The sequence below is a fragment of the Actinomycetota bacterium genome, from assembly GCA_030776625.1.
Classification (GTDB): Bacteria; Actinomycetota; CADDZG01; order CADDZG01; family WHSQ01; genus MB1-2.
Genome location: JALYHL010000003.1, coordinates 141,290 through 167,796 on the forward strand (window position 1 = coordinate 141,290; position 26,507 = coordinate 167,796).

Genomic DNA, 26,507 nt, shown 5'->3' on the forward strand with positions numbered 1-26,507 from the left:
GTAGCTATAGCCTCGGTCGATGGAGCAGGGGAGTCTCGTGGCGGTCACCGTGGTCGGGAAGGATCGACCCGGGATCGTCGCCGGTGTAACCGGTGTGCTGTTCGAGGCAGGCTGCAACCTCCTGGATGCGACATCGACCATCCTGCGCGGGCACTTCTCGATGATGCTGATCGTGTCGGCACCGGCCGAGACCGGTGCCGAAGAGCTGGAGGCGCGGCTTGCCATCGTCGCCGATCAGCTTGGGCTGATCGCGACGGTTCGCTCCGTCGAGCAGGCCGCGGGCCAGGTTTCTCGTTCGACCCACGTGGTCTCCGTCTACGGCGCGGATCAACCGGGGATCGTCTACAAGGTGGCCCGGCACCTGTCCGAAACCGGAGTCAACATCACCGCTCTCAGCTCACGCGTCATCGGGTCCGAGGAACGCCCGGTCTACGCGCTCCTGCTCGAGATCGCCGCCGCTGCCGACGTAGAGGAAGGCCTCCAGTCGTTGCGGGACGAGCTCGGGCTCGACCTGTCCGTGAATCCCATCAGCTCCGAGGTGCTCTAGGCGGGTGTCGATCCGCCCGGTGTTCCAACTGCCCGACCGCGTCTTGAAGACGACGGCAGCGGAGGTGGGGCCGTCGCTGGATCCCGATCTTGCTCAGGATCTCGTCGACACGATGAGGGCGTCTCCGGCTTGCGTAGGACTCGCCGCTCCCCAGATAGGTGTGGCCAGGCGCGCCTTCGCACTTGACGTCTCGGCGCACCCGAAGGCTTCTGTGAACCACGGGCTCGTCGTGATGTTCGACCCGGTGATCCTCGAGGCGACCGGCCGCGAGGTGGCTCGCGAGGGATGTATGAGCGTGCCCGACCTCACCGCGAACGTCGCCCGCGCCACCCACGTGGTGGTGCAGGGGACGACACCTGATGGCGATCTACGCGTGGTCGCTGCCCAGGGGTTCGAGGCACGGGCGTTCCAGCACGAGTTGGATCATCTGGATGGACTGCTGATACTCGATCGCGTCGCGTCTTTGCACCACGACGTGTTCCAGCGTAAGACCTACCGGTAGACCAGCGCCTTACTGGACGGTGACGGTCTTGCCCGCGCGCCTGCGCGAGCGAGTCACGCGATCGCGTCCTGCGCGCTTTGACTCATACAGGGCTTCATCCGCCGCGGCGATGAGCCTCTCGGGGTCGGGCGCGTGGGTTGGGAAGGTGGCGACGCCCGCGCTGGCGGTGATCGGCACGGGGTTGTCCGCCTCGCCGATGGCGCGCCGCAGGCGCTCGGCGACCACAAGTGATTCCTTCGAGGCGCAGGAAGGCAGCACGACCGCGAACTCCTCGCCGCCGTAGCGGGCAGGGACGTCGAAATCGCGGCAGCCCTGCGCGATCGTGGCAGCCACCTTCTTGAGCACTTCGTCGCCCATCTGGTGACCGTGGGTGTCGTTGATCGCCTTGAAGTGGTCGATGTCGAACATGACGAGCGTTACCTGCTCGCCACTGCGTCCGGCGCGACTCACCTCGCGCTCGAGGACGCTCTGGAAGGTCCTGCGGTTCGAGACCCCCGTGAGGGCGTCGGTGTCAGCCATCTTCTGGACCTGCTGGAGCAGCCACGCGTTGCGCAGCGCCAACGAAGCGTGAGCGGCGAACTGCGACACCATCGCGACCACGCGTCGTTCGATGCGCGCTCCGCCGTCCGTGGCATATTCCACCGCGAGCACCCCCAGCGGCTGACCTTCTGCGAACAGCGGCGTGATCACCACGTTGCGGGCGAAGGGGAGCAACGTCGCGAGTTGCGGATCGGCGTCCGGGTCGAGCTGCTTCACCAGGATCGTGTCGTGCGCATCCCACGCCCGTTGCATCGCCGAGTCGACCCCGGGTTTCGCCTCGGGGGAGTCGCCGGGCCCGCGGAACGCCATCAGCGAGGGATTCCCGCCGTTCGGCGCCGCCACGACCGCGCCCCTGTTGAACCCGAAGGCGTCACACACGTTGTTCAAGAGCGCATCGGCAACACCGCGTGGGTCGTCCTCGTCCTCCAGTCCGTGCGCCATCTCCGTCAGTGCCTCGAGGTCCACCTTCCGCCGTCGCAGCTCTCGTTCGTTGATCGAGGAGAAGGCGGCGGTGCCGAGCGCGAATACGAAGAAGCCCAGCACCGTGAGGATGGACTCGGTCCGCAGCGACCCCTGCTCTGCCGCGGGATCGATCGTCTGGATGATCTCGGCTGCCTGCGCATAGAACACCACGAAGAAGAGCAGCGAGTGCCACAGCGCGATCTTGAGGCCGGTCGTGTAAGCGGCCAGGAGCGTCACGGCGATCAAGTGAAGGTAGAGGAGGAACTGAAGCGGACTCTCGCTGCCACCGGTCAGGTACGTGACCCACGCGAGATAGATCCCGTCGATCAGGAGCATCCCCGCCACGACCGCAAGCCCGCGTCCGCGTCCGGTGCGTCGTAGGCCCTCGGCGGTAGCCGACAACAGCAGGTACCCGGCGGTGAAGAGAACGAGGTCAGAGAGCGATGCGCCGATCGCGTCGGCGGCGAAGAGACCTGCGGCAAGAACGACTACGGCAAAGGCAACGCGGAGCGCTTGGAGAAAGCCCATCCGCTCCGCAAGGGAGACCAGCTCACTCGATTGTGGGCGGGCTCCCGATGCCGCGGAGCTCTGGCTCACTGGAAGCTGAGGAGGTCTTGTTCCGAGTCGATCGGGGCAAGAGCCAGCTTGGCGTCCTTTCGGTCGATGCGTCCCTGAACCATCAGGAAGGCGCCCACCATAAGGGCAAGTCCAAGCGGGAAGGCCAACTTCTTCGTTGCTTCGACGGCAGCCTTGGTCAGCTGGGTGATGAAGCCCTCACGCTGCGGAGGAGCGATCGCAACGGGCGTCCGGTTCGCAGCGGCGAGACGGGACTTCTTCTCCAGGTCGAACAGCGCCGAGCGCTTCGCACGGGCGGCCGCATCCCGGCGACCGTCACCGGAGAGGCTGTCCCGGTAGGCGGCGCGGTGAGCTTTCTTTCCTCCGCCGGCCGTGTTCTGCAGGTTGCGCTCCTTCGTGCTGACCTTGCCGTCGCCGTCCAGGTCCTTCGGCTCGAGCGGGTTCTTGACGGTGAGGTCGGGGTTGATGACGCCGCCGCCGCCCGAAGCCGTTCCGCTGACGGTGTCCGTCGTGCTGGTTGCGGTCTCGCCCGTGCTCTTCGTCGTGTCGTCGACGGTCTTCTGCGTCTGGTCGATCGTGCTGCCGCCGGTGTCGGTAACGGTGTCGGTGGTGTCCTTGACGGCGCCGCCAGTGGTGTTGCCGATTCCATCCTGCACCGGCTTCGTGGTCCCGATCGTCTCCTGCACCGGGTCTTTCGTCGTGCCGACCGTCTCCTGCACCGGCTTCGTCGTGCTGTCCACTGTGTCGGTGACGGTTCCGATGGGGTCCGACGTCCCGGGGATGTCCGTGGACACCTGCGCCGACGCGACAGGCCCGAGCGCGTTGAGGGCGACGAAAGCCAGGACGACCAGGGTCGCTGCTGCTCGGGTCTTCCTCGTGCGCTCCGTCACGTTGGCTTCCTCCCCATTCGGGTAGTGGCTCTGACCTTTTGGGTATCGGCAGCAGGAGCGGGGAGCTTTACTAGAGCGGACTAGTCCTTTCGGACCATCTCTTCCCTCGACCGAGGGATTGGCCACCCTCACGCACACCGGTTCTTAACGTGCGCCGAGAGAGAAAGTTGCGGCGGTTTTCCGTTGACCCTCCGCGAACGACTGACTACTCTTTGTCTCCGTATCGGTCGAGTCCGAGGGGGCTCCTCATCTTTCAGGGGGTGTACTTGAGCAGGCGTTTGCTTGCGGCTTTTGCCGTAGTAGGTCTGGTTTCGTCGTCGATGGCGACGGCGACAGCAGGATCCGCCGGCGGTAACCGCGCGGATGGAGCCAAGGTGCGGGCCATGGAGGCCGTGACGGCCGCCGAGGCTCCGGACGATCAGCACGGGGGCCAGGTGGGGCATCTCCCCGGCAGGCAGAAGAACATGAGGCTCCTCGGCAAGCTCGACCTGGCCGACGGTATCCAGGGGAGCGTCACCGACGTCGACGCCCACAAGGGGTTCGCCTACCTCGGCACCGACTATGCGATGTGTCCCGAAGAAGGAGGCACGGGAACGGGCGTCCACGTCGTCGACATCCGTCGCCCGCGCAATCCCAGGAAGGTCGCCTTCATCCCAGCAGGGGCCCGCGTGGGCGAGGGCATCCACGTCCTCCACGTAGACACCCGCAGCTTCACGGGCGACCTGCTGCTGTTCTCGAACGAGTCTTGTTCCGACGACCGCCCCGGCGGCGGGATCTCGATCGTCGACGTCAGCGACCCACGCAACCCGAAGATGCTTGCCGACCAGGTCGGGGACACGGACGCGAATGACCCGGAGGACCCAACTCCGCTCGAGGAGCCGAACGACGTCCACAGCGTCATGGGCTGGGACGCCGGTAAGAGGGCGTACGCGATCCTGACGGACAACTTCGAGTTCCTGGACGTCGACATCATGGACATCAGCAACCCGCGCGCTCCGACGCTGATCGCCGAGACCGGCTACGACGAGTGGCCGGGGATCAGCCCGCAGCTCGCGCACGGAGACCTCGTCCTGCACCACGACATGTGGGTCAAGAAGATTGGCGGCGACTGGTTCGCGATGGTGTCCTACTGGGATGCGGGCTGGGTGCTGCTGAACCTGAACAACCCCGCGGAACCGGTGTTCGTGAAGGACTCCGACTACCAGACGCCGGACCCGCTCGCGCCCGCCTTCCAGCTCCCTGAGGGGAACGCGCACCAGGGAACGTGGAGCAGCAACAACAGGTTCTTCGTTGGTACCGACGAGGACTTCGCTCCGTTCCGTATCCAGAGGCTGTCGATCACCTCGGGTCCGAACGCAGGTGACTTCGACGCCGCGGCCGTGGGCGGCGGCGCCGCACCCAACACGCTTCCGGATCAGGTGATGAACGGGCCGACCGTCTACGGCGGGTACGGCTGTCCGCCGGAGACCTACGAGGGCTCGACGCCGGTGCCGCAGCGCTCGGACTTCAACCTCGACCTCCAGCGCGGCGAGGAGGCGATCCTGGTGCTGCAGCGAGGTCCGGTGGAGGACCCGAGCGAGCCGACGGATCCCTGCTTCCCAGGTGAGAAAGCGGCTGAAGCGATCGAGGCCGGGTGGGATGCGGTTCTGATCGTCCAGCGCCACCTCGGCGACCCCGAGCTCGACTCGGCGTTCTGCGGTTCGGGGGGCTACCCGGCCGACGCTCCGCCGATCGTCACCGCTTGCACCACGCACACCGCGTTCCACCACATCTTCAACTCGCCGCCGGCGTACGACCTGCCATACGACCCGGCGAAGGAGCCGGACATCGGCGACGTAGGCGAGCGGATCTCGACCACGGGTGACTTCGACGGGTGGGGCTACGCGCACCTGCTGAACGCGCGGACGCTCCAGGAGATCGACGTCTACGCGCCGCCCGAGGTCCACGACCCTCGGTTCGCGCTCCAGAACTTCGGCGACCTGACGGCGCACGAGGTAGAGACGGACCGTCGTCGCGGCGTGAACCTCGCCTACTTCTCCTGGTACTCGGCCGGTGCCCGAGTGACGAAGTTCGGCGCCAAGGGCTTCCGGGAGGTCGGGGTGTACATCGATCCCCACGGCAACAACTTCTGGGGCGTCGACACCGTGAAGCGTGGCAAGAAGCGCCCGATCCTGCTGTTCTCGGACCGTGACTTCGGGCTGTTCGTCCTGAAGTACACGGGGCCGCAGTAGCAACTCTGGGCTCGATCGGTTCACAAAGAAGGCCCCCGGGGACACCGGGGGCCTTCTCCTCTATATGGGGGCCTCCAGAGGCTTGACCGGACCCGCCGCGGACTGTGTAGAATGCCCAAGCTGCAACCGAGAAGAAAGGTCTGTTCTTGCGCAAGACTCTCCCAGGGGTAGGTGCCTAAGCCAGCTTCTTGCTGCCGCTTCGAGTTCCTTTCCCCGCCGTCCAGAAAGTTCGGACCGGCGGGAATTTTTTGCCCCGGGAACGCTGTTGTGAGTCTCTGCTGCGGGAACACACCGCACTTCTCAGAACCTTGGAAACTCCATAGCGAGCGCGAGCATCTATGCCAAGTTAATAAGGGCGTACGGTGGATGCCTAGGCGCTAGGAGCCGACGAAGGACGCGGTAGGCTGCGAAAATCCCCGGGAAGGAGCCAAACATCCATTGATCCGGGGGTGTCCGAATGGGGAAACCCACCAGTGGTCATGCACTGGTACCCAGGTCTGAACACATAGGGCCTGTGGAGGGAACCGGGTGAATTGAAACATCTAAGTAACCCGAGGAAGAGAAATCAAATTCGAGAGTCCCTTAGTAGCGGCGAGCGAAACGGGATCAGCCCAAACCTCTGTGGTGTTAAAGCCTGGTGGCGTTGCCACAGGGGTGTTGTGGGACCCATCTGAACCGGCACCAGACGGTTCAGGGAGTTACAAAGTCAGCGGTTAGCCGAAGTTTCTGGAAAGTAAAGCCACAGAAGGTAATAGCCCTGTAGGCGAAAACCGACTGACCTCCCGATGGTGTTCCCAAGTAACACGGAGCCCGAGAAATTCCGTGTGAATCTGCGGGGCCCACCCCGTAAGGCTAACTACTTCCTAGCGACCGATAGTGAACCAGTACCGTGAGGGAAAGGTGAAAAGTACCCCGGGAGGGGAGTGAAATAGTACCTGAAACCGTGCGCTTACAAGCAGTCAGAGCGTCGTCATGACTTCGGTCATGGCCGTGATGGCGTGCCTTTTGAAGAATGAGCCGGCGAGTTACCGATGTGTGGCGAGGTTAAGGAGAGATCCGTAGCCGTAGCGAAAGCGAGTCTTAATAGGGCGCCCTTAGTCGCATGTCGTAGACCCGAAGCCGGGTGATCTATCCATGGGCAGGCTGAAGCGAAGGTAAGACTTCGTGGAGGGCCGAACCCACCAGGGTTGAAAACCTGGGGGATGACCTGTGGATAGGGGTGAAAGGCCAATCAAACCCGGTGATAGCTGGTTCTCCCCGAAATGCATTTAGGTGCAGCGTCACGTGTTCAGTATCGGTGGTAGAGCACTGGATGGACTAGGGGCCCAACAAGGTTACCGAATTCAGCCAAACTCCGAATGCCGATACTCCAGAACGTGGCAGTGAGACTGCGGGGGATAAGCTCCGTAGTCGAGAGGGAAACAGCCCAGATCGCCAGCTAAGGTCCCTAAATCTTCGCTAAGTGGGAAAGGATGTGGAGTTGCATAGACAGCCAGGAGGTTGGCTTAGAAGCAGCCACCCTTTAAAGAGTGCGTAACAGCTCACTGGTCGAGTGATTCGGCGCCGACAATGTAGCGGGGCTAAGCGAAGTACCGAAGCTGCGGGATTGTTCACTTTCGAGTGAATGATCGGTAGGGGAGCGTTGTAACAACTGCGAAGGTGTTCTGTAAGGAATGCTGGAGTGGTTACAAGTGCGAATGCCGGCATGAGTAGCGAAATGGAAGCGAGAAACTTCCACTCCGTATGTCCAAGGGTTCCTGGGGAAGGCTAATCCGCCCAGGGTAAGTCGGGACCTAAGCCGAGGCCGAGAGGCGTAGGCGATGGACAACTGGTTGATATTCCAGTACCACCACACGCGCGCCCACTCCGAATCATCTTGCTAAGGGAACCCTTCGGGGCTACCGACCCAGGTGTTCTAGGAGAACGAAGGGGTGACGGAGGAGGGTAGTCAGACCCACGCGTTGGTCGACGTGGGGTAAGCAGGTAGGAGGATCCCTTAGGCAAATCCGGGGGATCATTAACTCTGAGACGCGATGCCGACCCGATTGAGGGGAAGCTGATGAGCCCATGCTCCCGAGAAAAGCCTCTAGTGAGTTCGTGTGGTGCCCGTACCCCAAACCGACTCAGGTGGACAGGTAGAGCATACCGAGGAGATCGAGAGAACTCTGGTTAAGGAACTCGGCAAATTGGACGCGTAACTTCGGGATAAGCGTCGCTTCTGGTGGTGTAGGGACTTGCTCCCGAAGCTGCTGGGAGTTGCAAAAACCAGGCCCAAGCGACTGTTTACTAAAAACACAGGAGCGTGCTAAGACGTAAGTCGCCGTATACGCTCTGACGCCTGCCCGGTGCCGGAAGGTTAAGGGGAAGGGTTAACTGGGCTTCGGCCCAGTGAAGCTCTGAACCTAAGCCCCGGTAAACGGCGGCGGTAACTATAACCGTCCTAAGGTAGCGAAATTCCTTGTCGGGTAAGTTCCGACCTGCACGAATGGCGTAACGACTTGGGCACTGTCTCAACCAGAGACTCGGCGAAATTGCAATACGAGTAAAGATGCTCGTTACCCGCGGAAGGACGGAAAGACCCTAGGACCTTTACTACAGCTTGATATTGGAGTTCGGGGCAGTTTGCGTAGGATAGGCGGGAGGCTTTGAAGCGGGGACTCCGGTCCTCGTGGAGCCATCCTTGAAATACCGCCCTGATTGTCTTGAGCTTCTAACCCGGGTCCGTTATCCGGATCGGGGACAGTGTCAGGTGGGTAGTTTCACTGGGGCGGTGACCTCCCAAAATGTAACGGAGGTGTTCAAAGGTTCCCTCATCCTGGTCGGCCATCAGGAGTTGAGTGCAATCGCACAAGGGAGCTTGACTGCGAGAGAGACATCTCGAGCAGGTACGAAAGTAGGAGATAGTGATCCGGCGGCTCCTCGTGGTAGGGCCGTCGCTCATCGGCTAAAAGGTACCCTAGGGATAACAGGCTGATCGTTCCCAAGAGTCCATATCGACGGAACGGTTTGGCACCTCGATGTCGGCTCGTCGCATCCTGGGGCTGGAGCAGGTCCCAAGGGTTGGGCTGTTCGCCCATTAAAGCGGCACGCGAGCTGGGTTTAGAACGTCAACTTCCAGGCGTCCCCACCGAGTAATCGGTGGGTGCACATCGGCTTATATCGGTGAAACCCTAACTGTCACACCTTCTCAATAGGTTGTGATGATGAGGGCAATGCCGAGGGAAGGCCATTCAACAAAGACAGCGACATCGGATCTTTCCTACCTTGCGGGATTCTTGGACGGAGATGGAAGCATCCATTTCCAACTCGTCCGACAGAAGGAGTATCGCTTCGGGTTCTACATCCGAGCGACCATGTCTCTTTCTCAGTCAACCCCCGATCGTTACGGGCTGGAGCATCTTCAGCGTTTGATCGGAGGGGGGTACATAAGAGATCGAGGCACCGGCATGAGTGATCTAGTGCTCACAAGCCGCCCTTTGTTGGAAGAGGTCCTGACCGGAATCAAGCCTTACGTCATCTTCAAGAGGCGTCAGGTCGAAAGAGGGCTGGAGTTACTCAGCCGGCTCCGGAGAGGAATGAGTCCAGAAGAATTCCTAGAGGTGGCGAAAGCAGTCGACGACTTTGCATCCCTAAACCATTCGAAAACGAAGCGGATCTCCGCCGTGGATGTTGAACAGCATCTACGTGGCACGGGAAGACTGGCCCCCGTATCGACTTCTCTTCCAGTTCAGGAGAGAGATGGGTTCTGCAACGGCGCAAGCCGGAATCTATGGAACCCATAACACGCCGGCCCCTCGAAAGAGGGTGAAGACATAGTCAGTGCCTGCAGAGATGCAGGACTCACATGCGTGAGACAGTTCGGTCCCTATCCTCCGCGGGCGTAAGAGATTTGAGAGGAGCTGTCCCTAGTACGAGAGGACCGGGACGGACGCACCTCTAGTGTGACAGTTGTTCTGCCAAGGGCATGCTGTTTAGCTACGTGCGGATCGGATAAGCGCTGAAAGCATCTAAGTGCGAAGCCGACCTCAAGATGAGATCTCTCACCGGGTTAACCGGGTAAGGCCCCTTGCTAGACGACAAGGTTGATAGGCCGGAGCTGTAAGCACAGCAATGTGTTCAGGCGACCGGTACTAATAGGCCGAGGACTTGGTTTTGCTCGCGCTCGCTCTGGAGATTCCAGGGTCGCTGTTTCGCCTCGCAAGAGGCGGCAACGGCATGTTGAAAACTGAATACAGGTTTCCGGTGGCTTTAGCGAAGGGGACACACCTGGTCCCATTCCGAACCCAGAAGTTAAGCCCTTCAGCGCCGATGGTACTGCCCGGGAGACTGGGTGGGAGAGTAGGACGCCGCCGGGATTTCTCTAGGGGAAGCCGCCTTTCGGGGCGGCTTCTTCGCGTTATGGGGGCCGAAGGTTCGGAAGGTGCCAATCCGCGGGCTGGCGGACCTGCTAGCCCGCGGCGGCCTCATCTGCCGCAGGCGTTCGGGTGAACCGGCGCATTAGTGGCTAAAGCCCCTTCCACCGGCCTCCGATGGTCCTTACGATGACCCCCATGAAGAACCCTGGTCGGATCGCCATGATCCTGACGGTCGCTCTCGCAGTCGCGTTGGTGCCGGCGGCCTCGTTCGGTGCGACGAAGACGGTGACCGCGCGCTCTTCCGCGTGGGGGCCGGCGAAGGTCGAGATCGTGCGTGGCACCACCCTCGAGTGGGTGAACCCGAGCTCGTTCCTCGAGCACTCGGTAAAGGCGTACGGCGGCGGGTGGCGCTACAACGCGTACCTCGGTCCGGGAGGTGACGTCTCGAGGCGCTTCCGCGATCTCGGCAGGTTCAAGTACCGCTGCGAGATCCACTCCACCAAGGCCGCGGGTCAGCCTTGCGAGGGGATGTGCGGTGTCGTAAAGGTCGTTCGTCCCAGCTGATCCTGCTCGCTCAGCGGACCTCGAACCGGCTGACGTTGCGAGACTTCTCGAACGACCGCTCGACGTTGTCGAGCTCGTCGATGCCGCGCGACCAGGCTTTGTAGAACTTGATGTTCGTTCCCCGGCTGGGCCGCAGCTTCTCGGGCAGCGTGTAAACGACGGTATCGGCGCCGGCCCGGCGGATCCCCCACAGCTTCTTGTTGCACGGCCCGGGGACGAAGCCCCTCGCTTTCCGACTGAACCACCGGCACGAGCCGTTGGTCATCTTGGCCCGCAGCGCGACCTGCACCGTCTTCACGCCGGCGCCTTCATCTTCGCTGAACACCAGGATGTCCCGGACGTTGCGTGGCGAGTAGGTGTAGCCGTGCAGCGGCTGGTGGAACGCGGTCACCGGAGGCGTGGTGTCGGAGCTCGGCGTCTCGTCGTCGCTGATCACGACCTCTACCGTGGCGGGCTCCTGCAGCTCCGATCCGGCGGGGGCTTCGAGGGTGACGGTGAACGATTCCTCGCCCTCGGCGCTTCGGTCGTTGACAAGCGGGATCTCGATCGGCTTGCTGATGCGAGAACCCGCCGCGATCTCGATCATGCCTGTGGTTTCGGTGTAGTCGTCGCCCGAGACCGCGCTTCCGTCGCCGGTGGAATAAGAGACAGAGGTGGCGGTAGACGAGTCGCCGGAGCGGACGACGATCAGCTCGACGGTCCCGAAGTTCTCGAAGGTAGAGGTCGACGCCTTCGCGAACGAGAGCCGGGACAGTCCGTCGTTGTCGATGACCGTCACCGTTCCAGTGCGGTTGGCCGATAGCGCCATCCGGCCGGTTGCGTTGCTGAGCGCGACGTCGATGGTCTCGAGCGTCTCGGCCTCACCGTCGTCGATCACCGGGATGTCGATGTCTCCCGCGTCGATCGGCTCCCGGAACGTGATCGTGCGGGAGGTCGCGGTGTAGTCCTCCCCGGCCGTTGCAGTGCCACCTGTGGTTGAAGCGTCCACCGTCGCCTCCGAGCGACCGTGGCAGCAGCGTTCGGCGGTGACGGTCGCGAGGCCCGAGTTTTCGATCGCGAAGGTCTCGGTGCGCCGGATGAAGACGATGTCGTGGCTAGCCGGTGCTGCAGCCACCGCCGCGGTGGGCGCCATCAAACCGAACACAAGCACAGCCGCCACTGATCGCCGCAACGTTCCCCCTCGCTGGCCGCCGTTGGTCTCCGGCGCTAGATGCTAGTCCTAGAATGAGCGCATGAGGACCAAGATCTTCCGGCTAGCGGTGGTCGCGGCCGGAACCGCTGCTGTGCTGGTGGCGCCGGCGACTTCGTTCGCGAACCACACGGTGGTGAAGGCGACGGCGCGCGACACGTGGAACGACAGCTACAACCACGTGGTCCCAGGCACACGAGTCGTGTGGAAGAACCCCGCGCGTCTGAACGACACACACGACGTCACCGCCTACGGGCGCAACTGGGACAGGCAGGTAACGCTGCGGCCCGGCGAGTCCACGGCGAAGAGGTTCCGCAACACCGGGACTTACAAGTACCGGTGCCGCATCCACTCGCAGCTGAACAACGGCGAGTGCGAGGGGATGTGCGGTGTCATCCACGTCGCCAGATACTAGATAGCGCCTCCCGGGCGCATGGCGACTCCCCGTAAGCCTCCTCCGTCGCGGCGCGGCCAACCGCCTGCTGCACGCGCGGGCGGTCGCCGGCACCGGTCGGTGCAGCCGCGCCATCAGGAGCGCTCGCCGCAGCGGGAGGAGAGACGCTACGACGCCGTTCACCTGGACGACGCTCTGACGGCAGAGCTCCGGGCGACAGCGCGGCCCGGGAAGGGCGACATCCTCGTGAAGGTGTTCGCCGATGCGGTCGCCGCCTACGACGCTGGGGACCTGGAGGAGGCGATCCGGCTCGGGGAACAGTCGAAGCACATCGCGCTGCGCGCCATCCCGGCGCGTGAGTTCTTGGGTCTCGCTTACTACGCGGCGGCTAGATGGCAGGAGGCCGCGCGGGAGCTTGCGGCCTTCCGGCGGTTATCCGGATCGACCTCGCAGAACCCCGTGATCGCAGACTGCTACCGCGCGACCGGAAAGCCGGAGAAAGCGATAGAGATCTGCGACCAGATGCGGCCCGGCGAGGTCGAGCGAGCCGCGTTCTACGAAGGCAGCATCGTCGCCGCCGGCGCGCTCGCGGATATGGGCCGCGTCGAGGAGGCGGTCGAGCGCCTTCGATCACTGGACCTAAGGCCCGCTGTAGCCGAGGCTCACCACATCCGCGCCTGGTACGCGCTCGGAGACCTCCTCGAGAAACAAGGACGCTTCACCCAGGCGCGTGAGTGGTTCGAGGCCGTGGACGCGGCGGATCCCGATGCGACCGATGCCGCGGAGCGTGTGGCACGGCTGCGTGGCGGCAGCTCCTAACCCGCCTGGCGCGCTTTGTCCTTCTTGTCGAAGTAGCGCAGGTACCCCGAGACGTTCATCCGGTACGACGTCGTCAGCTCCATCCGCGCCGCGTCGGCGTCGGGTAGGCGACTCTCGAGCTCCTGACTTGCCGCGCGTTGAACTGCTGCGGTGACCTCGTCGAGATCGCTGGTCGACGTACGGGCCGCGTCCACCCACGTGGCCCATTGGTTCAGCACGTCGGACGCCTGCGAGCAGGCACCGTCAACGTCGCCGCCGGTTGGGCCGAAGTGGGTGAGCCACAGTGCGGTCGGACGGGTCCGGCGGATCTTCTCGATCGATCCAAGCGTGCGCTCGAGGTTGAACTCCGGCGGGGGAGTCGCCGGACGGAAAGCATCCACGCCCTGTGGGCTCACGCCGAGAGCGTCCCCGGTGAACATGATCCCAGTGTCGCTGTCGAGGAACGCGTGGTGGTGAGAGGCGTGGCCGGGCGTCTCGAACGCGGTGAGGGTGCGCCCGCCGAGGTCGATGGTGGCGCCGTCTCCGACGGTCTTGATGCGATCCGGGGCGATTGGATCGATCCCGCCCCACAAGCGCTCCATGTCGTCGCCGTAGATGCGCGAGGCGCTCGACCACAGCTTGGTCGGGTCGACCAGGTGTGGGGCGCCGACGGGGTGAACCGCGATCGTCGCGTCGGGGAAACGCTGCGCCAGCGTCCCGGCCGCACCTGCGTGGTCGAGATGTATGTGCGTGACGACGATCCAGTCGAGGTGATCTACGCCGGCGCCCTCGAGACCGGCGATCACGTTGTCGGCGACCGACTTCGGCCCGGTTTCCACCAGCGCGGTCCGCTCTCCCGCTATAAGGAACGACCCCGTTATCCCCTCCGCGCCGTGCATCTTCGTGTCGATGATGGTGGGCGCGCTCAAGCGTTCTCCTCACTGGGGCGGGTAGCGTGCTCGGGATGATAGCCCGCGCCGATCCTGAGGCGGTCCTGATCGTGAACCCCAACGCGGGACGCCTGTCGGAGTCGGTGCGCAACGATGTGATCGACGTGTTGAGGGCGCGGTTCCGGCTCGATGTCTACGCTACGACTGCGCGCGACACAGGTATAGCGATCGCGCAGGAGGTAACCGAGGGGGAAGGTCAGCTCGTGATCGCGTTCGGCGGCGACGGGCATGTGAACGAGGTTGCGAACGGGGTGGCCGGAACTACGTCCAGGATGGCGATCGTGCCGGGCGGAACGATGAACGTCTTCGCCCGCGCCCTCGGCCTGCCGCTCGACCCGTTCAAGGCGATCGATCATCTCGTCGCGTCGCTGGGACGAACCCCTCGCCGCGTGAACCTGGGACGGGTGGACGACCGTTACTTCACGTTCTCCGCCGGGTGCGGGTTCGACGCTGAGGCGGCCGAGCGCGTCGAACGCTACGTCCCGAACAAGAGGCGCTTCGGAGAGCTGTTCTTCTACTGGAGCGCGTTCCGGGTCCTCGCTGGGTCACACAGACACCGGAAGCCGACGATGACCCTGCGGGGCCCGTTCGGCTCCGAGCGAGTCGCGATGGCGATCGCATCGAACGCAGGCCCATACGCCTACCTGATCGACAGGCCGATCAGCGTGGCTCCTAACGTTCGGCTGGAAGCTGGCCTCGACGTCTTCGCGCTGCGATCGATGCGGATCGAGGCCTTCCCCATGTACGCGTGGCGTTCGGCCGTGGCGGGAGACCTGAGCGGGCACCCCGACGCCTTCTATGCGAGTGACCTCAACAGCTTCGAGCTAGAGGGGGATCGCCCGTTCAGCAGGCACGTGGACGGTGAGCCACTGTCGCCGAGGCGCTCCGCTCGGTTCGAGATCGTGCGGGATGCCCTGCGGGTGCAGATATGAGCATCCTGATCGTCGCCGGCGGCTCCGAGCTGGACGAGGCCATCGTGCGGCGGTTGATCGAGCAGGGTGACGACCCGCGGATCCTCGAACAGAGCTCTGGACGCAGGGACTTGTGGCGATCCCTGGGCGCTCATGTGGCCGTGGGAGATCCCGCGGATGCAGACCTTCTCGAGCGCGCTGCGCAGAACGTGCGAACGATCGTGGTCGCGGGTCCGGAGGTGGACCAGCTGGTGCTCGAAGCCGTCGTGGCGTCGGCTCCCAGAGCGGGCGCCGATCGGATCGTGGTGTGCGTGCCAGCGATCGGCGAGGCCGTCACGCGGCTGCTGCACGAGTCGACGTTGTCGTACGTGCTGATCGCGACGGGCCGCCGCGGCGTATTGCGACGGTCCACCGCCGCGCCCGAGCTTGTGGCGGAGGCGGTAGATGCGGCGGACGACCTCGACGGACACCCTCGGCTGGAGGTGAACCTGCGCGACGGCAGCGGTATGGAGGACCTGGGGCTGGTCGCTCGCGACGACTAGCGCCCGGACGGGGGCCGGCGGCATGGAATAACCTGGCTGCGGCAGGTGGACCGACTGGGGGAGGCGGGCGATGAGGTTCAACAACATCGGCAGCAGGCGCACGAGATCGAGCCTGGTGGCGGCAGTTGTTGCGAGCCTCGTCCTCGTGGGCGCGTCTCCCGCCTACGCGGCGGTTCCCGTTGCGTCCGTGTCCGATGTCACGGTCACGGAGGGGGACAGCGGCTCTACCTCGGCGGTGTTCACCGTAAGGCTCTCGACATCCGATGGGACGACCACGGTCACGTACACGACCGTCGACAACACGGCCGACGCGGGCTCTGACTACACCGGGACGAGCGGGACCCTCACCTTCGGCCCAGGGGAGACCCAGAAGACGGTCACCGTTCCGGTGCTCGGCGACGTCAGCGACGAGCGCGACGAGAGTTTCTTCCTCGCCCTGACGACGATCCAGAACGGGACCTTCGAGGGCGGCGACCCGAACGGCACCGGGACGATCCTCGACGACGACGCGACCCCGACGTTGTCGATCTCAGACGCCGCCGTCCCCGAGGGAAACAGCGGAACCACCACCGCGACCGTCACCGTCTCGCTGTCGGCCCCGAGCGGGGAATCCATCACGGTGGACTTCACGACCGCGGACGGGACCGCGACCTTCGCCGGGTCCGATTATCACGAGACGAGCGGGCGCCTCGTCTTCGCGGCCGGCGAGACCGCGAGGACGATCACTCTCACGATCCTCTCCGACACCATCGATGAGAACGACGAGAACTTCTTCGTGAACCTGTCGGCGCCGGTGCGTGCGACCATCGCGGACGGCAGCGCGACGATCACGATCCTCGACGATGACGACCCGGGGCAGAACCCGCCGGGGCCGGATCCCACGATCTCCATCACCGACGCGTCCGCGACGGAGGGCAATACAAGCACGGTCCAGACCACGGTCACCGTGTCGCTGTCGGAGGCGAGCGCCGAGGAGGTGACGGTCGATTTCGCCACGGCGGACAACACCGCAACCTTCGCCGGCTCCGACTACCACTCCCAGAGCGGCCGTCTCGTGTTCGCGTCGGGGGAGACCAGCAAGACGATCACGCTCACCGTCGTCGGGGACACCGTCGACGAGCCCAACGAGACCTTCTTCGTCAACCTGACGCAGCCGACCGGCGCGTCTCTCGCGGACTCTCAGGCGACGGTAACGATCCTCGACGACGACACCACGACGACACAGCCTCCGCCGGCGTCCGGCGCGACCCCGTCGATCTCGATCTCCGACGTGACCGTCAGCGAGGGCGACACAGATGAGACGAAGGTGACCGTCACGGTCTCTCTGTCGTCGCCGAGCGACACGAACGTGACGGTCGATTTCACTACGGCCGACGGCACCGCCACCTTCTCGGGATCCGACTACTGGAGCACCAGCGGCCGCCTCCTGTTCGGCCCCGGCGACACGACTCGCACGATCACGGTGACGGTGGTCGGCGACGTAGTCGACGAGGCCGACGAGCGCTTCTACATCGATCTCTCCAACGCCGCGAACGCGACGATCGGTGACGGCCGGTCGACGATCACGATCGTTGACGACGACGGGGCCACGACACCTCCGGGCGGCGGCACTCCCTCGATCTCGATCACCGACGCAACCGTGCAGGAGGGGAACGCAGACACAACCGTCGCGACCCTGACGCTGACGTTGTCGGCCGCCAGCACGGAACCGGTCTCGGTCGACTTCGCCACCGGCGATGGCACCGCAACCTTCGAGGGCGGTGACTACTACGAGACCCGGGGCCGCTTGTTCTTCCAGCCGGGGGAGACGACGGAGACAATGCAGATAACCGTGAACGGGGATCTGGTGGCGGAGGGTGACGAGGTCTTCTACGTGGACCTGACGAACGCTGTGAACGCGACGGTCGCGGATGCGCGCAGCGTGCTCACGATCCTGGACGACGACGCGCCGGATGGCAGCCGGACGACGCTCTCGATCCGCAAGGGGTCACAGCGTGTCGTAGCTCGGGGCCAGGTCATGCCTCCTCACCCGGGAACCCGGATCCGGGTCGTTCTGAAGAAGCGGCGCGACGGCCTCTTCCGCACGTTCGCGCTGAAGCGGCCGACGCTCAGCGAGGCCCTGGACCGCGATGGCGACGGCATCTTCGAGAGCACGTACCGAGCGCGCTTCAGCCGTCCGGGTAGGGGACGCTGCTTGATCAAGGCAATCTTTCCCGGCGACGCCGACCACACAAGAAGCGTCGCGGTCCAGCGGTTCCGCTGCTAGCCGGCCCGCATCCTGCCGCTATGCAGGGCGAGGGAAGCTCCGCCTGAAGCGACCTCGCACCGCCGGCAGCGCGTCGCTACCTCGACGGCGGCACCGGCGGATCGCGTGGCTTGAGGTCAAGCAGCGCGGGCTGCTAGACCAACTCGGCTTCGCCGAGGTATGCCTCGCTGATCTCGTGCACGTCGAAGGCGCCCTCCGAGCGCGCCTTCGAGTAGATGATCGTGCCCTTCTCCATGACGAAGACGCGATCCGCGATGTCGAGAACGCCCGCGTTCTGCTCCACGAGGAAGACGGTCGTGCCGTCCTGGTTGATCCGCTTTGCGACCTCGAACACCGTCAGCGTGAGCTTCGGCGACAAGCCGAGCGAGGCTTCGTCGATCAACAGGAGCTTCGGGCGGGCCATCATGCCGCGGGCGACCGCCAGCATCTGCTGCTCTCCACCGGAGAGCGTGCCCGCGAGCTGCGTCCATCGCTCTCGCAGGCGGGGGAAGTACTCGACGGCTTGCTCGACGATCTCGCGGGTGCCCTTGCGGTCCTTCTTGTAGGCCCACGCACCGAGGCGGAGGTTCTGGGCGACCGTGAGTTGCGGGAAGACGCGCCGCCCCTCGGGCACGAGCGCGACGCCCTGCGCGACCAGCTTGCGAGGGTCCACCCCGGTGATGTTGTTTCCGTTCAGGGAGACCGTCCCCGACCACGGCTTCAACAGTCCCGCCAGCGCGAGCACCAACGTCGTCTTGCCGGCGCCGTTCAAGCCGAGCAACACCGCGGTCTCGCCCTCTTCGACGTCGAGCGAGATCCCGCCGAGAACGGGGAGCGACCCGTAACCGGCCTTTAGGTCGCGGACCTCAAGCAGTGACACCGGCGGGCTCCTCCTGCGGCTCCGTGTCCTCGGACGGCACCTCGCCGCCGAGGTATGCCGCTACGACTTCGGGGTGGTTGCGCACGGCCTGCGGCTTCCCCTCGGTCAGTACCTTCCCGAAGTTCAGCACGTAGACGTAGTCGCAGACGTTGACCACGAGCGGGACGTGGTGCTCGATCATGAGGACCGTCAGGTTCAGGGTCTGACGGAGCTTCAACAGACGCTCTCCGAACTCGTGCGCCTCGTCGGGTCCCATGCCCGAAGACGGCTCGTCCAACAGGAGGAGGTCCGGGTCGGTAGCGAGGACCGTGCCCACCTCGATCAGCTTGAGAGTCCCGTAGGGGAGCCCATCCAGCTGCGAGTCCGCGAGGTGCGCGAGTCCGATGAAGTCCAGGACCTCCATCGCGTTCACCTTCAGCCTGCGCTCTTCGGCGAACGAGCGTGGGACGCCGATCAATGCCCCCCACGCGCCGTAGCCGATGCGGGAATGCTGCGCCACCATGAAGTTCTCGAGGACCGTGAGCCCGCGCACGAGCCCGATGTTCTGGAAGGTCCGGCCGATGCCCAGCGCGGTCCGGCGGTGCGTCGGCAACAGCGAGATGTCGCGGCCGCGATAGATGATCTTGCCCGTGTTGGGCGTGTAGGCGCCCATGATGCAGTTGAACAAGGTGGTCTTGCCGGCGCCATTCGGCCCGATCAACCCGACGATCTCCCACTCGGGCACGTTCACGTTCACGCCCTCGAGCGCGACGAGCCCGCCGAAGCGGATCCCGGTGTCCTGCACCTCGAGAACGGCCGTCATCAGGCGTCCTCCTTCTCGCGGCCCGCGCTGCCGACCGGTTCCTCTGGCTGAGCCGCAAGCGCGGGAGCTGCGTCGCTGCGGATCTCTTCCGTGGATGCCTCCGTCGGAGCCTCCTCGTTCTTGTGCAGGCCGAGCTTGGCGAGGAGGGCCCCTTTCTTGTGGCCGTGGCCTCCCTTGTGGTGCCCGTGGCCCTCGGGGTGCATCGAGAACTTCTGGCCCCTCAGCCATCTCGTGATCGGAGAGAGTTGCTCGGCGATGCCGCCGGGGAACTGGATCATCGTCAGGATGGCGAGTGCCGCGCCGACGACGATAGTTACCTGCCCGAAGGCGCGTCCGCTTTCCACAACCCTTTCTTCGAGCCAGTGGATCTGTTCCAACAGGAAGGGGAACAACGCGAAGAAGGCCGAGCCGATCACTACGCCCGTCCGGTTGCCCAGGCCGCCGACGACGACCATCAGGACCCACAGGAGCGCGATAGCGAAGTTGAAGTCGTTCGACACCACGTTCTGCGTGTGGAACGCGAGTAGTCCGCCGCCGAGGCCCGCGAACAGCCCTGACAAGATGAACGCGAGCGTCTTGTACGCCGTGACGTTGATGCCGTATGACGCCGCGACGGGCTCGGAGTGTTTCACCGAAAGGACCGCCCTGCCCACCTTCGAACGCAGCAGGCGCCAGTCCACGAAGATCACGAGCGCCAGGAACGCGTAGCAGAGGAAGGCGTAGGCGCGGTCGGTGGTGAAACCTTCTGGGCGGGGTGCAGGCATCCCGGCACCGCCGCGGGTGAGGAACGGGATCTCGAAGATCGAGCGCTCCGCCATGAACCCGTAGGACAGCGTGATCAGCGCAAGGTACAAGCCCTTGATGCGCAGGGCGATCAGCCCCAACAGCAGGGCCGCGACGCCACCGCTCAGGACACCGAAGCCGATGCCCGTGGCGAAGGCTCCGAACGAGCACTCGTTCGCGACGCACCCGGCTTTCTCAGTGACGTAGTAAGCCGACACGAACGCGGCGATGCCGACGAATCCATGGTGTCCCAGCGATACCTGACCCACGTATCCCAGCACCACGTTGAGCGAGAGCCCTATGACCGCGTAGATAGCGGCGAGCGCGAACCGATCCGCCCAGAACTGTTCGATGGTAGCGGTGCGCCAGATGATCCCACCGAACACCAGCGCGAGAACCGCGAGCCGCACCACCCACCCCTGTGCGCTCGGACGCCAGCGCGCAGGGGCGCGGGAGATCGCGGGGGCCGATACGGTCTCGGCGGCCGTGGCCGTCATGCCTCCCTCCCGAGCAGGCCCTGGGGTCGTGCGAGCAGGACTATCAGGAGCGCGAGAACCACGGCCACGTCGGGCATGCCCTTGATGATGTCGCCGAGCAACTTCGCCTGAACGCCGTCGCCGATGAAGTAGTGACCGCCCGCCCAGTTCGACAGCGAGCCGATCAGGCCGACGATGATCCCTCCGACGAATGCGCCGGGAAGGCTGGTCATCCCGCCGATGACGGCTCCGGTGAACGCCGGGATCAGCACACCGGTCGTCATCGCGCCTGGAGTCAACACCGTCAGCGGCACGTAGAGGACGCCTGCCACGGCACCGAGGAACGCAGCAGAGCCCCAGATGAAGCGAGACATCCTCTCCACGCCGATGCCCACGACACGGGTTGCGAAACTGTCTTGGGAGATGGCCAGCACGGCGAGTCCGAGATCGGTCTTCGAGAAGAAGTAGGCAAGCCCCGCGGCCATCCCCCCCATCACGAGCAGGATCAGGATCCGCTGCGGTTCGAGGGTGAACGCGAAGATCTCGAAGCTCTCGCGGCCGAAGATCGACGTCACCATCGGCGGCAGCGACTTCGCCTCGGGAAGGAAGGCGAGCACCTCGACGCCGATCGCGAGCAGGGCGAAGGCGATCGTGGCCACGAGCAGGATCACCCTCGGCGAGTTCAACAGCGGCCGAACGACGATCCGCTCCATGATCAAGCCGATCAGGACCGTCAGTGCGATCGCGATAACGGCCGCGGCCACGTAGGGGACCTTCGTCGGGAACCTCTGCTCGACCATCATGAACACCAGGAAGGCGGCGATCGTCCCGAACTCGCCCTGTGAGAAGTTGAAGACCCGGCTGCCCTTGTAGACGAGAACCAGGCCAAGCGCTACCAGACCGAACACAGCTCCCTGCGACAGGCCGATGATCACGAACGCGTTGGGACCTGTTGGGTCCCCCGCACCGAGCGCGAGGATGACCGCAACGAGCGCGATTACGACCCCGACAACGATGGCGCTCTTCATGATTGCGCCGAAACTACCTCAGGCACGCCTGAGAGTGCCAAATCCTAGAAGTCGGTCGCGTTGGCTTGGACCGTGTGCCATCTCCCTGTGCTGCAGCGGGCCTCGAGCACGTGCACCGCGCTCCCACCGAAGTGGTCGCCAGAGCTGAAGCTGATCGGCGGGAACACGTCGGTCTTGAGGTTGCGCGTCTTCTCCGCAGCGGCGACGAAACCGCCTCTGGTGAGGTTCGGTCCGGAGCGCTCGAGCAGCGCGGCAGCGACCTGGCCGGCTCCCCAACCCACGTACATGAAGTCGTCTCCGGCGCCCTCCTCGGGGAAGATCGCTTTCACGGCTTTCTCGAAGTCGGGCGAGTAGCGGTTGCGGTCGATCCAGGCCTGGAACGGAGAGAAGAACTTGGCCCCGTCGATCGTCCCGTTGCGACAGCCGACGTTGGCGACGGTGTCGAAGGTCATCGTGATGCCGACCCCCATCCACTGGGGCGTGTAGTTCTGCGTCCGCGCTGCTTGGAGGACCTGCAGCCACCACACCGGCGATGCGAGGACGTAGACGTTGTCGATGCCGGCGGTCTTCATCTCCTGCACCACCGACTGTGCCTCCGTGGTCCCGGCTCCCTTGCTGACGGCACGGTCGTAGGCGAGGCGGGCGCCTTTATCCGCCATGGCGCCGGCGAAGGCGTCGTGGGCATCCTGGAAGTTCGGCGTATCGAAGCGCAGCATCCCGTTCTGCTCGCCCTTGGCACCCAGCTTGTTGATCGCGTAATCTGCGAGCAGCGGCCCCTGCTCTGCGTAGGTGAGGCTGATCGCGAAGTAGTTCGGGAGGCCGTCGAGCCCGATCTCGGTGACGCCGGCGGAGCTGTAGGGGACGCCGACGCTGGCGGCATACCGGGCACAGGCCTGGATCTGGTCGGTTCCGGCCACGCCCGAGAGCGCGAACACCTTGTCCTTCTCGACCATCTCCTTGCACACCGCAACCGCCTGTGACGGGTTGTAGTTGTCGTTCTTCAAGATGATGTCGACGTTGCGCCCGTGGATCTTCTTGTTGTTCTCCTGCAACCACCTGAAGTACAGCTCCGCGCCCTTCTGAGCAGAGTCCGACGGCACCGGGGCGGCGCCCGTAAGGGGGGCATGGCTGCCGAGCAGGATGCTGGAGCTGGTTACGCCGGTGGCGTCGCTGCCTCCGGTGGACCCGGTCGCGCCTTCGCTCGTCCCGGGGGTGTCTCCCGCGGTCCCGCCGGTGGTCCCGGCGGCGCCTGTGGTCCCGCCGGCCCCCGTGGTACCTCCGAGCGAGCCGGAGCCGCCGGTCGCGAGGCCGGAAGAGTCGGTGCCGCCGAGCGCGCTGGCGTCTCCGAGCACCTCGCCGGTCTCCGAGTCGACGATCTTTCCGTCGACGATCTCAGTGCCCGGGGGAAGGCCACCTCCCGCGGCGAGCCCGGCCTCGTACACCCCCTCCTTCTGTCCACACGCGGCGGCAGTCATCAGCAGCAGCGCCACGAACGCCATGAGCTTGATCTTCGGGGGGTGAGTCGTCACTGCCTTCATCCCTTCTTCGTGAAGTTGAGCTTGCCCGTGAGTGCGCCGATCTTCTGCTTCGCCGCGGTGAAGCCCGCAGCGAGAGGTGCAAAGGGGGACGTCGTGCCTGACCCCGACGCCGCTCCTCCGTTTCGCTCCGCGTTCAACCTCTGGATCTGAGCGAGCACGCCGTTCGGACGGATGCCGGTGGCGCTCTCCAACACGATCGAACGGACCATGGAGAAGCCGATGATCCCGGCGAGGACGGCCAGCCACACGTAGCCGGGCATCTTGATCGGCTCCGTCTCGGCGCCGGCGACCTCTAGCGGGAGCTCTTCAGCGGCCGCGGGGGCCTCGCCCTCAGTGCCTTCGGCACCGGTGGTGCCGCCCACGCCGCCCGTGGCGGTCCCGGTGCCGAGCGTGCTGGTCCCCGTGTCACCGAACCCCGTGGTCCCGGTGGTATCGCCGAACGATCCGGTGGTGCCGGTGGTGCCGGTCGTCGGCGGTACGGGAATCGTTGGAGTCTCACCCGGGATGAACGAGATCTCGGTCTCGATGCCGGGGATGTTGCCCGCCTCGAACTTCGGCCCCGTGAGAACGACGCGCCAGGTGTCGTTCGGGTCGCCCCGGTCCGCTTCCTTCTCCGGCGCGTGGCCGACCAACATCACTGCGGTGGTGGTCGACAGCTCCTTGACCCACCCCTGCGCGAACTTCGTGAGGTCGAAGGTCCAGACGTGCTCGACGCCGCCGTCTTTCGTCTTCACCTCTTTGCGCTTCGCGACCGGATCCGTATCGGAGCAGGTGAATCGCGGTGCTTCTTTGAAGGGCCGTCCCTCGCCCTCCGTCAGGAAGCCCTCGATGATGCACGCCTGGAGCTCCTTGCCTTCGACGTTGATCGGATCCGTCTCTTCGCAGTACCGGTCGCTGGGGCCGCCCTGTCCACCCTGTCTCTCGTAGCAGCCCGCCTTCGCCTCGAGGAACGTCGCGGTGAACTTCTGCACCTTGGAGCCGAGCGGGATCAGGCTCATGTCGAAGCCGACAGCGGAGATCTTGTTCTGCTCCTCGGGCTCGTAGTTGCCGTTCCGCACCTCGATCGGCAGACGCCCCTCTGCGCAGGTACCTGGGATCGCCCCTAGCGAGCCTGGGATAGAGGGGCAGAAGGGATTGGGGCTCTCCACCGTGTAGGTGTTACCGAGGGGGTCCTTCTCCTCCCGGCTGACCTGGTCCTGGCCGTACCAGGCGACGGTATTGACCGTGATCTCGGTTGTCTTCGCGAAGGCGGGGCTCATCGCGAGCACCAGGATGCCGCTCACCAGCGCGCTGAGAGCTACGTAGAAGGTCTTCCGCTTGTCTGGCACTCATCCCTCCGGACTGTTCAGGCGCCTGGCGCAGGCGCCGCTTTCTGGCCGCTATGTCGTGGTTCGACCGATCTGCGGCGCATCCTCCCCGAACCTCAGAGATTAGCACCGCACCTTTTTACTTCGCCGCATGGATGGTCCTTTGCTACGCTGTAGGCAGTGAAACGTCTTCGCGCCATCTGGGATTCCCTCGCGGGCGACGCCGACCGCAGAGTCCGCCTCGGCCGCCTTCTCGGCCTCGTCTTTATGACCGCCGGGTTCGTCGTCATCGGTTTCGCGTGGGAGGGCTCGGCGAGCATCAACTTCGTGCAGGGCCAGATGCCATACCTGCTCTCGGGTGGCTTCATGGGCCTTGGGCTCATCGTCACCGGCGCCACGCTTCTCCTGCTGGCGACGGTACGGTCGGAGCGTGAGGTAACGAGCAAGCAGTTCGACGAGATGTTGAGGTTGCTGGGGCGCAACCTCAACCGGTTGTCGATCTCTTCGAACGGCGCGGGGGCCGCGGGTGTCAACGGGCAGGTGGTCGCCGGGGCAACGGCGTTCCATCGCGCCGAGTGCAAGGTCCTCGAGGGCAAAGAGGGCCTGTCGACGGTCACCGTGGAACAGGCCGAGGCCGAGGGTCTGACGCCGTGTCGTGTGTGCAGCCCGCCCCACACCGAGAGGAAAGAGGAACCCGCGCCCACGAGCGCCAACGGTGGGAAGACGGAGGTCCTGACGCCTGCGAGCGACGGTGGCGCTAGCTCAGGGAGTGAAAAACCAACCCCGTAACTGCTTTGGGCCAGAAGTAGCTCGCCTTCTGTGGCATCCGCTCTCCTGAAGAGGCGACGTCGACCACCTGCCTCGCGGCGACCGCCCTCAACAGGATCCCCGCATCCCACTCTCCCGCACGCACCGAAGCCAGGATCTCGTTCGCGTCGCGCGAGAACCTGAGCTCCGGCTCCGCCTCGCCGAGCACGGCGGGAAGAACGACCTCGTGCAGAGCGACCACGTCCAAAGCGCGCCACGAGGCGTGGCGCGGCCCTGCGGCCGCGATGACGTCGGCGTCGCCCACGCGGGCGAGGTAGGAGCCGTCGGCGAACGCGAAGACGAAGGAGTGATCCGCGTCATCCCGCTCGAGGACGGACGAGGCTTGCTGCGCGTCCACCGGCTCGGCCGCGAATCGCTCCGTCAGCACCTTCGCGATCGCTTGCTTCGAGGCCGGTGCTCGGAGAGCGCGGTGATAAGGCAGAACGACCAGATCCTCGGAGTCTGCGTCGACGCAGAAGCACAGGATCGAGCCGTGATCGCCCGAGGCCTCCCGCGCGCGCTGCTCTTCGTGGAAGGCGAGGGCGGTCTCATAGCGGTGATGCCCGTCCGCTATGACCAGCGGCCCGCGAGCGACGGCACCGGCCAGCATCTCGCGCTCCGCCGGAGCGGTGATCACCCACAGCCGGTGGAGGATTCCCGCCTCGTCCTGGAAGCGCGCTTGCGGCGGCCGGTTCTCGAGTGAGGTCAGGAACGGCGCGATGCCGCCGCCCCCCCGGTAGATCGCGTAGATCGGAGAGATGTTCACGGGACACGCCCGCATCAGGGCGAGCCGATCCTCCTTCGGGCCCGCCATCGTCCGCTCGTGTGGCAGCACCCCGGAGTCGCGGCCGAAGGCCTCGAGCTCTAGCGCGCCGAGCACGCCCGCGACACGGTGGAGAGCGCCGTCTTCCGTCGAGAAGTCCTGCCGGTAGACATACAGCGCATCGACGTCCTCTTCGGCCAGCACCCCTTCGTCGACCCAGCGTGTGAACGTCGTTTGGACCTGCGCGTATCTCTCGGTGCCCTCACCGTCGGTGCGCGCCAGCTCGAGACGCACCGCGTTGTGCTCGTGGCGCTCGTAGAGGCGCGACTGCTCCTCGGGCGAGATCACGTCGTAGGGCGGGCACACGACTGCGCCGAGCTCGCTCGTCGCGTACCTGATCCCGCGGAAGGCCCGCAGCGTGGGCAAG

Annotated in this window: 21 protein-coding genes and 2 rRNA genes; 12 read left to right on the forward strand and 11 right to left on the reverse strand. The window is 64.9% G+C overall.

Going from position 1 to position 26,507, the window contains the following annotated elements; genetic code table 11:
• Positions 1–19 precede the first annotated feature (19 nt).
• Positions 20–547 carry an ACT domain-containing protein gene (locus M3N53_06825; protein MDP9068044.1) on the forward strand — a complete coding sequence of 176 codons (528 nt, stop codon included), beginning with the start codon at positions 20–22 and terminating at the stop codon, positions 545–547.
• Positions 548–551: 4 nt separating this feature from the next.
• Positions 552–1,049, forward strand: a complete 498-nt coding sequence (locus M3N53_06830; protein ID MDP9068045.1) for a peptide deformylase — start codon at positions 552–554, stop codon at positions 1,047–1,049.
• A 9-nt stretch (positions 1,050–1,058) separates the two neighbouring features.
• Here M3N53_06830 and M3N53_06835 read toward each other — a convergent pair whose 3' ends face one another.
• Positions 1,059–2,579, reverse strand: a complete 1,521-nt coding sequence (locus M3N53_06835) for a sensor domain-containing diguanylate cyclase (GenBank protein ID MDP9068046.1) — start codon at positions 2,577–2,579, stop codon at positions 1,059–1,061.
• Between the two features lie 65 nt (positions 2,580–2,644).
• A complete protein-coding gene (locus M3N53_06840) occupies positions 2,645–3,517 on the reverse strand; it encodes a hypothetical protein (protein MDP9068047.1) in 873 nt (290 codons plus the stop codon).
• Positions 3,518–3,837: 320 nt separating this feature from the next.
• On the opposite strand from M3N53_06840, the gene M3N53_06845 reads away from it, so the two are divergent.
• From M3N53_06845 to M3N53_06860, 4 genes are all read left to right on the forward strand, one after another.
• On the forward strand, positions 3,838–5,748 hold the full coding sequence (locus tag M3N53_06845; GenBank protein MDP9068048.1) for a hypothetical protein: 1,911 nt from the start codon (positions 3,838–3,840) through the stop codon (positions 5,746–5,748).
• A gap of 339 nt (positions 5,749–6,087) precedes the next feature.
• A 23S ribosomal RNA gene (locus tag M3N53_06850) occupies positions 6,088–9,902 on the forward strand.
• Positions 9,903–9,986: 84 nt separating this feature from the next.
• Positions 9,987–10,103 (forward strand): 5S ribosomal RNA (gene rrf, locus M3N53_06855).
• Between the two features lie 195 nt (positions 10,104–10,298).
• The gene (locus M3N53_06860; GenBank protein ID MDP9068049.1) at positions 10,299–10,667 is read left to right on the forward strand and encodes a hypothetical protein; all 369 of its coding nucleotides are present in this window, start codon (positions 10,299–10,301) and stop codon (positions 10,665–10,667) included.
• Positions 10,668–10,677: 10 nt separating this feature from the next.
• Here M3N53_06860 and M3N53_06865 read toward each other — a convergent pair whose 3' ends face one another.
• Complete coding sequence (locus M3N53_06865) at positions 10,678–11,838, reverse strand: hypothetical protein (GenBank protein ID MDP9068050.1); 1,161 nt, start codon at positions 11,836–11,838, stop codon at positions 10,678–10,680.
• 61 nt (positions 11,839–11,899) lie between these two features.
• On the opposite strand from M3N53_06865, the gene M3N53_06870 reads away from it, so the two are divergent.
• Positions 11,900–12,271, forward strand: a complete 372-nt coding sequence (locus M3N53_06870) for a hypothetical protein (GenBank protein ID MDP9068051.1) — start codon at positions 11,900–11,902, stop codon at positions 12,269–12,271.
• Positions 12,272–12,289: 18 nt separating this feature from the next.
• Positions 12,290–13,069: a tetratricopeptide repeat protein gene (locus tag M3N53_06875; protein ID MDP9068052.1), complete on the forward strand. Its 780-nt coding sequence runs from the start codon at positions 12,290–12,292 to the stop codon at positions 13,067–13,069.
• On the opposite strand, the gene M3N53_06880 is transcribed toward M3N53_06875, so the two are convergent.
• On the reverse strand, positions 13,066–13,977 hold the full coding sequence (locus M3N53_06880; protein ID MDP9068053.1) for an MBL fold metallo-hydrolase: 912 nt from the start codon (positions 13,975–13,977) through the stop codon (positions 13,066–13,068). The genes M3N53_06875 and M3N53_06880 overlap by 4 nt on opposite strands.
• 35 nt (positions 13,978–14,012) lie before the next feature.
• Here M3N53_06880 and M3N53_06885 point away from each other — a divergent pair, with 35 nt between their 5' ends.
• The 3 genes from M3N53_06885 (at position 14,013) to M3N53_06895 (ending at position 17,717) form a co-directional block, all read left to right on the forward strand.
• Entirely contained in the window at positions 14,013–14,930 is a 918-nt protein-coding gene (locus M3N53_06885) for a hypothetical protein (protein ID MDP9068054.1), read from the forward strand.
• The gene (locus M3N53_06890) at positions 14,927–15,451 is read left to right on the forward strand and encodes a hypothetical protein (GenBank protein MDP9068055.1); all 525 of its coding nucleotides are present in this window, start codon (positions 14,927–14,929) and stop codon (positions 15,449–15,451) included. Before M3N53_06885 ends, M3N53_06890 begins: the two co-directional genes overlap by 4 nt.
• Before the next feature lie 70 nt (positions 15,452–15,521).
• The gene (locus M3N53_06895) at positions 15,522–17,717 is read left to right on the forward strand and encodes a hypothetical protein (protein MDP9068056.1); all 2,196 of its coding nucleotides are present in this window, start codon (positions 15,522–15,524) and stop codon (positions 17,715–17,717) included.
• A gap of 133 nt (positions 17,718–17,850) precedes the next feature.
• Here the strand turns inward: M3N53_06895 and M3N53_06900 are convergent, their stop codons facing one another.
• From M3N53_06900 to M3N53_06925, 6 genes are read right to left on the reverse strand one after another with little or no spacing between them, the layout of a single operon-like run.
• Entirely contained in the window at positions 17,851–18,576 is a 726-nt protein-coding gene (locus M3N53_06900; GenBank protein MDP9068057.1) for an ABC transporter ATP-binding protein, read from the reverse strand.
• Positions 18,563–19,378, reverse strand: coding sequence for an ABC transporter ATP-binding protein (locus M3N53_06905; protein MDP9068058.1), 816 nt, complete (start codon positions 19,376–19,378; stop codon positions 18,563–18,565). Before M3N53_06905 ends, M3N53_06900 begins: the two co-directional genes overlap by 14 nt.
• Positions 19,378–20,658: a branched-chain amino acid ABC transporter permease gene (locus M3N53_06910; GenBank protein ID MDP9068059.1), complete on the reverse strand. Its 1,281-nt coding sequence runs from the start codon at positions 20,656–20,658 to the stop codon at positions 19,378–19,380. Before M3N53_06910 ends, M3N53_06905 begins: the two co-directional genes overlap by 1 nt.
• Positions 20,655–21,665, reverse strand: a complete 1,011-nt coding sequence (locus M3N53_06915) for a branched-chain amino acid ABC transporter permease (GenBank protein MDP9068060.1) — start codon at positions 21,663–21,665, stop codon at positions 20,655–20,657. Before M3N53_06915 ends, M3N53_06910 begins: the two co-directional genes overlap by 4 nt.
• A gap of 44 nt (positions 21,666–21,709) precedes the next feature.
• Positions 21,710–23,194 (reverse strand): ABC transporter substrate-binding protein, encoded by a 1,485-nt coding sequence (locus tag M3N53_06920; protein ID MDP9068061.1) that lies wholly within the window; start codon positions 23,192–23,194, stop codon positions 21,710–21,712.
• 5 nt (positions 23,195–23,199) lie between these two features.
• Positions 23,200–24,531 carry a hypothetical protein gene (locus M3N53_06925; protein MDP9068062.1) on the reverse strand — a complete coding sequence of 444 codons (1,332 nt, stop codon included), beginning with the start codon at positions 24,529–24,531 and terminating at the stop codon, positions 23,200–23,202.
• A 159-nt stretch (positions 24,532–24,690) separates the two neighbouring features.
• Here M3N53_06925 and M3N53_06930 point away from each other — a divergent pair, with 159 nt between their 5' ends.
• Complete coding sequence (locus M3N53_06930; protein MDP9068063.1) at positions 24,691–25,299, forward strand: hypothetical protein; 609 nt, start codon at positions 24,691–24,693, stop codon at positions 25,297–25,299.
• On the opposite strand, the gene M3N53_06935 is transcribed toward M3N53_06930, so the two are convergent.
• A complete protein-coding gene (locus tag M3N53_06935; protein ID MDP9068064.1) occupies positions 25,268–26,506 on the reverse strand; it encodes a DUF1015 domain-containing protein in 1,239 nt (412 codons plus the stop codon). The genes M3N53_06930 and M3N53_06935 overlap by 32 nt on opposite strands.
• Position 26,507 lies beyond the last annotated feature (1 nt).

Excerpts from the sequence above, each read along its gene's own strand:
- M3N53_06825 (MDP9068044.1), top strand. The coding sequence starts at position 20 with ATGGAGCAGGGGAGTCTCGTGGCGGTCACCGTGGTCGGGAAGGATCGA.
- M3N53_06835 (MDP9068046.1), bottom strand. The coding sequence starts at position 2,579 with ATGGGCTTTCTCCAAGCGCTCCGCGTTGCCTTTGCCGTAGTCGTTCTT.
- M3N53_06845 (MDP9068048.1), top strand. The coding sequence starts at position 3,838 with ATGGCGACGGCGACAGCAGGATCCGCCGGCGGTAACCGCGCGGATGGA.
- M3N53_06860 (MDP9068049.1), top strand. The coding sequence starts at position 10,299 with ATGAAGAACCCTGGTCGGATCGCCATGATCCTGACGGTCGCTCTCGCA.
- M3N53_06870 (MDP9068051.1), top strand. The coding sequence starts at position 11,900 with ATGAGGACCAAGATCTTCCGGCTAGCGGTGGTCGCGGCCGGAACCGCT.
- M3N53_06875 (MDP9068052.1), top strand. The coding sequence starts at position 12,290 with ATGGCGACTCCCCGTAAGCCTCCTCCGTCGCGGCGCGGCCAACCGCCT.
- M3N53_06885 (MDP9068054.1), top strand. The coding sequence starts at position 14,013 with ATGATAGCCCGCGCCGATCCTGAGGCGGTCCTGATCGTGAACCCCAAC.
- M3N53_06890 (MDP9068055.1), top strand. The coding sequence starts at position 14,927 with ATGAGCATCCTGATCGTCGCCGGCGGCTCCGAGCTGGACGAGGCCATC.
- M3N53_06895 (MDP9068056.1), top strand. The coding sequence starts at position 15,522 with ATGAGGTTCAACAACATCGGCAGCAGGCGCACGAGATCGAGCCTGGTG.
- M3N53_06905 (MDP9068058.1), bottom strand. The coding sequence starts at position 19,378 with ATGACGGCCGTTCTCGAGGTGCAGGACACCGGGATCCGCTTCGGCGGG.
- M3N53_06910 (MDP9068059.1), bottom strand. The coding sequence starts at position 20,658 with ATGACGGCCACGGCCGCCGAGACCGTATCGGCCCCCGCGATCTCCCGC.
- M3N53_06915 (MDP9068060.1), bottom strand. The coding sequence starts at position 21,665 with ATGAAGAGCGCCATCGTTGTCGGGGTCGTAATCGCGCTCGTTGCGGTC.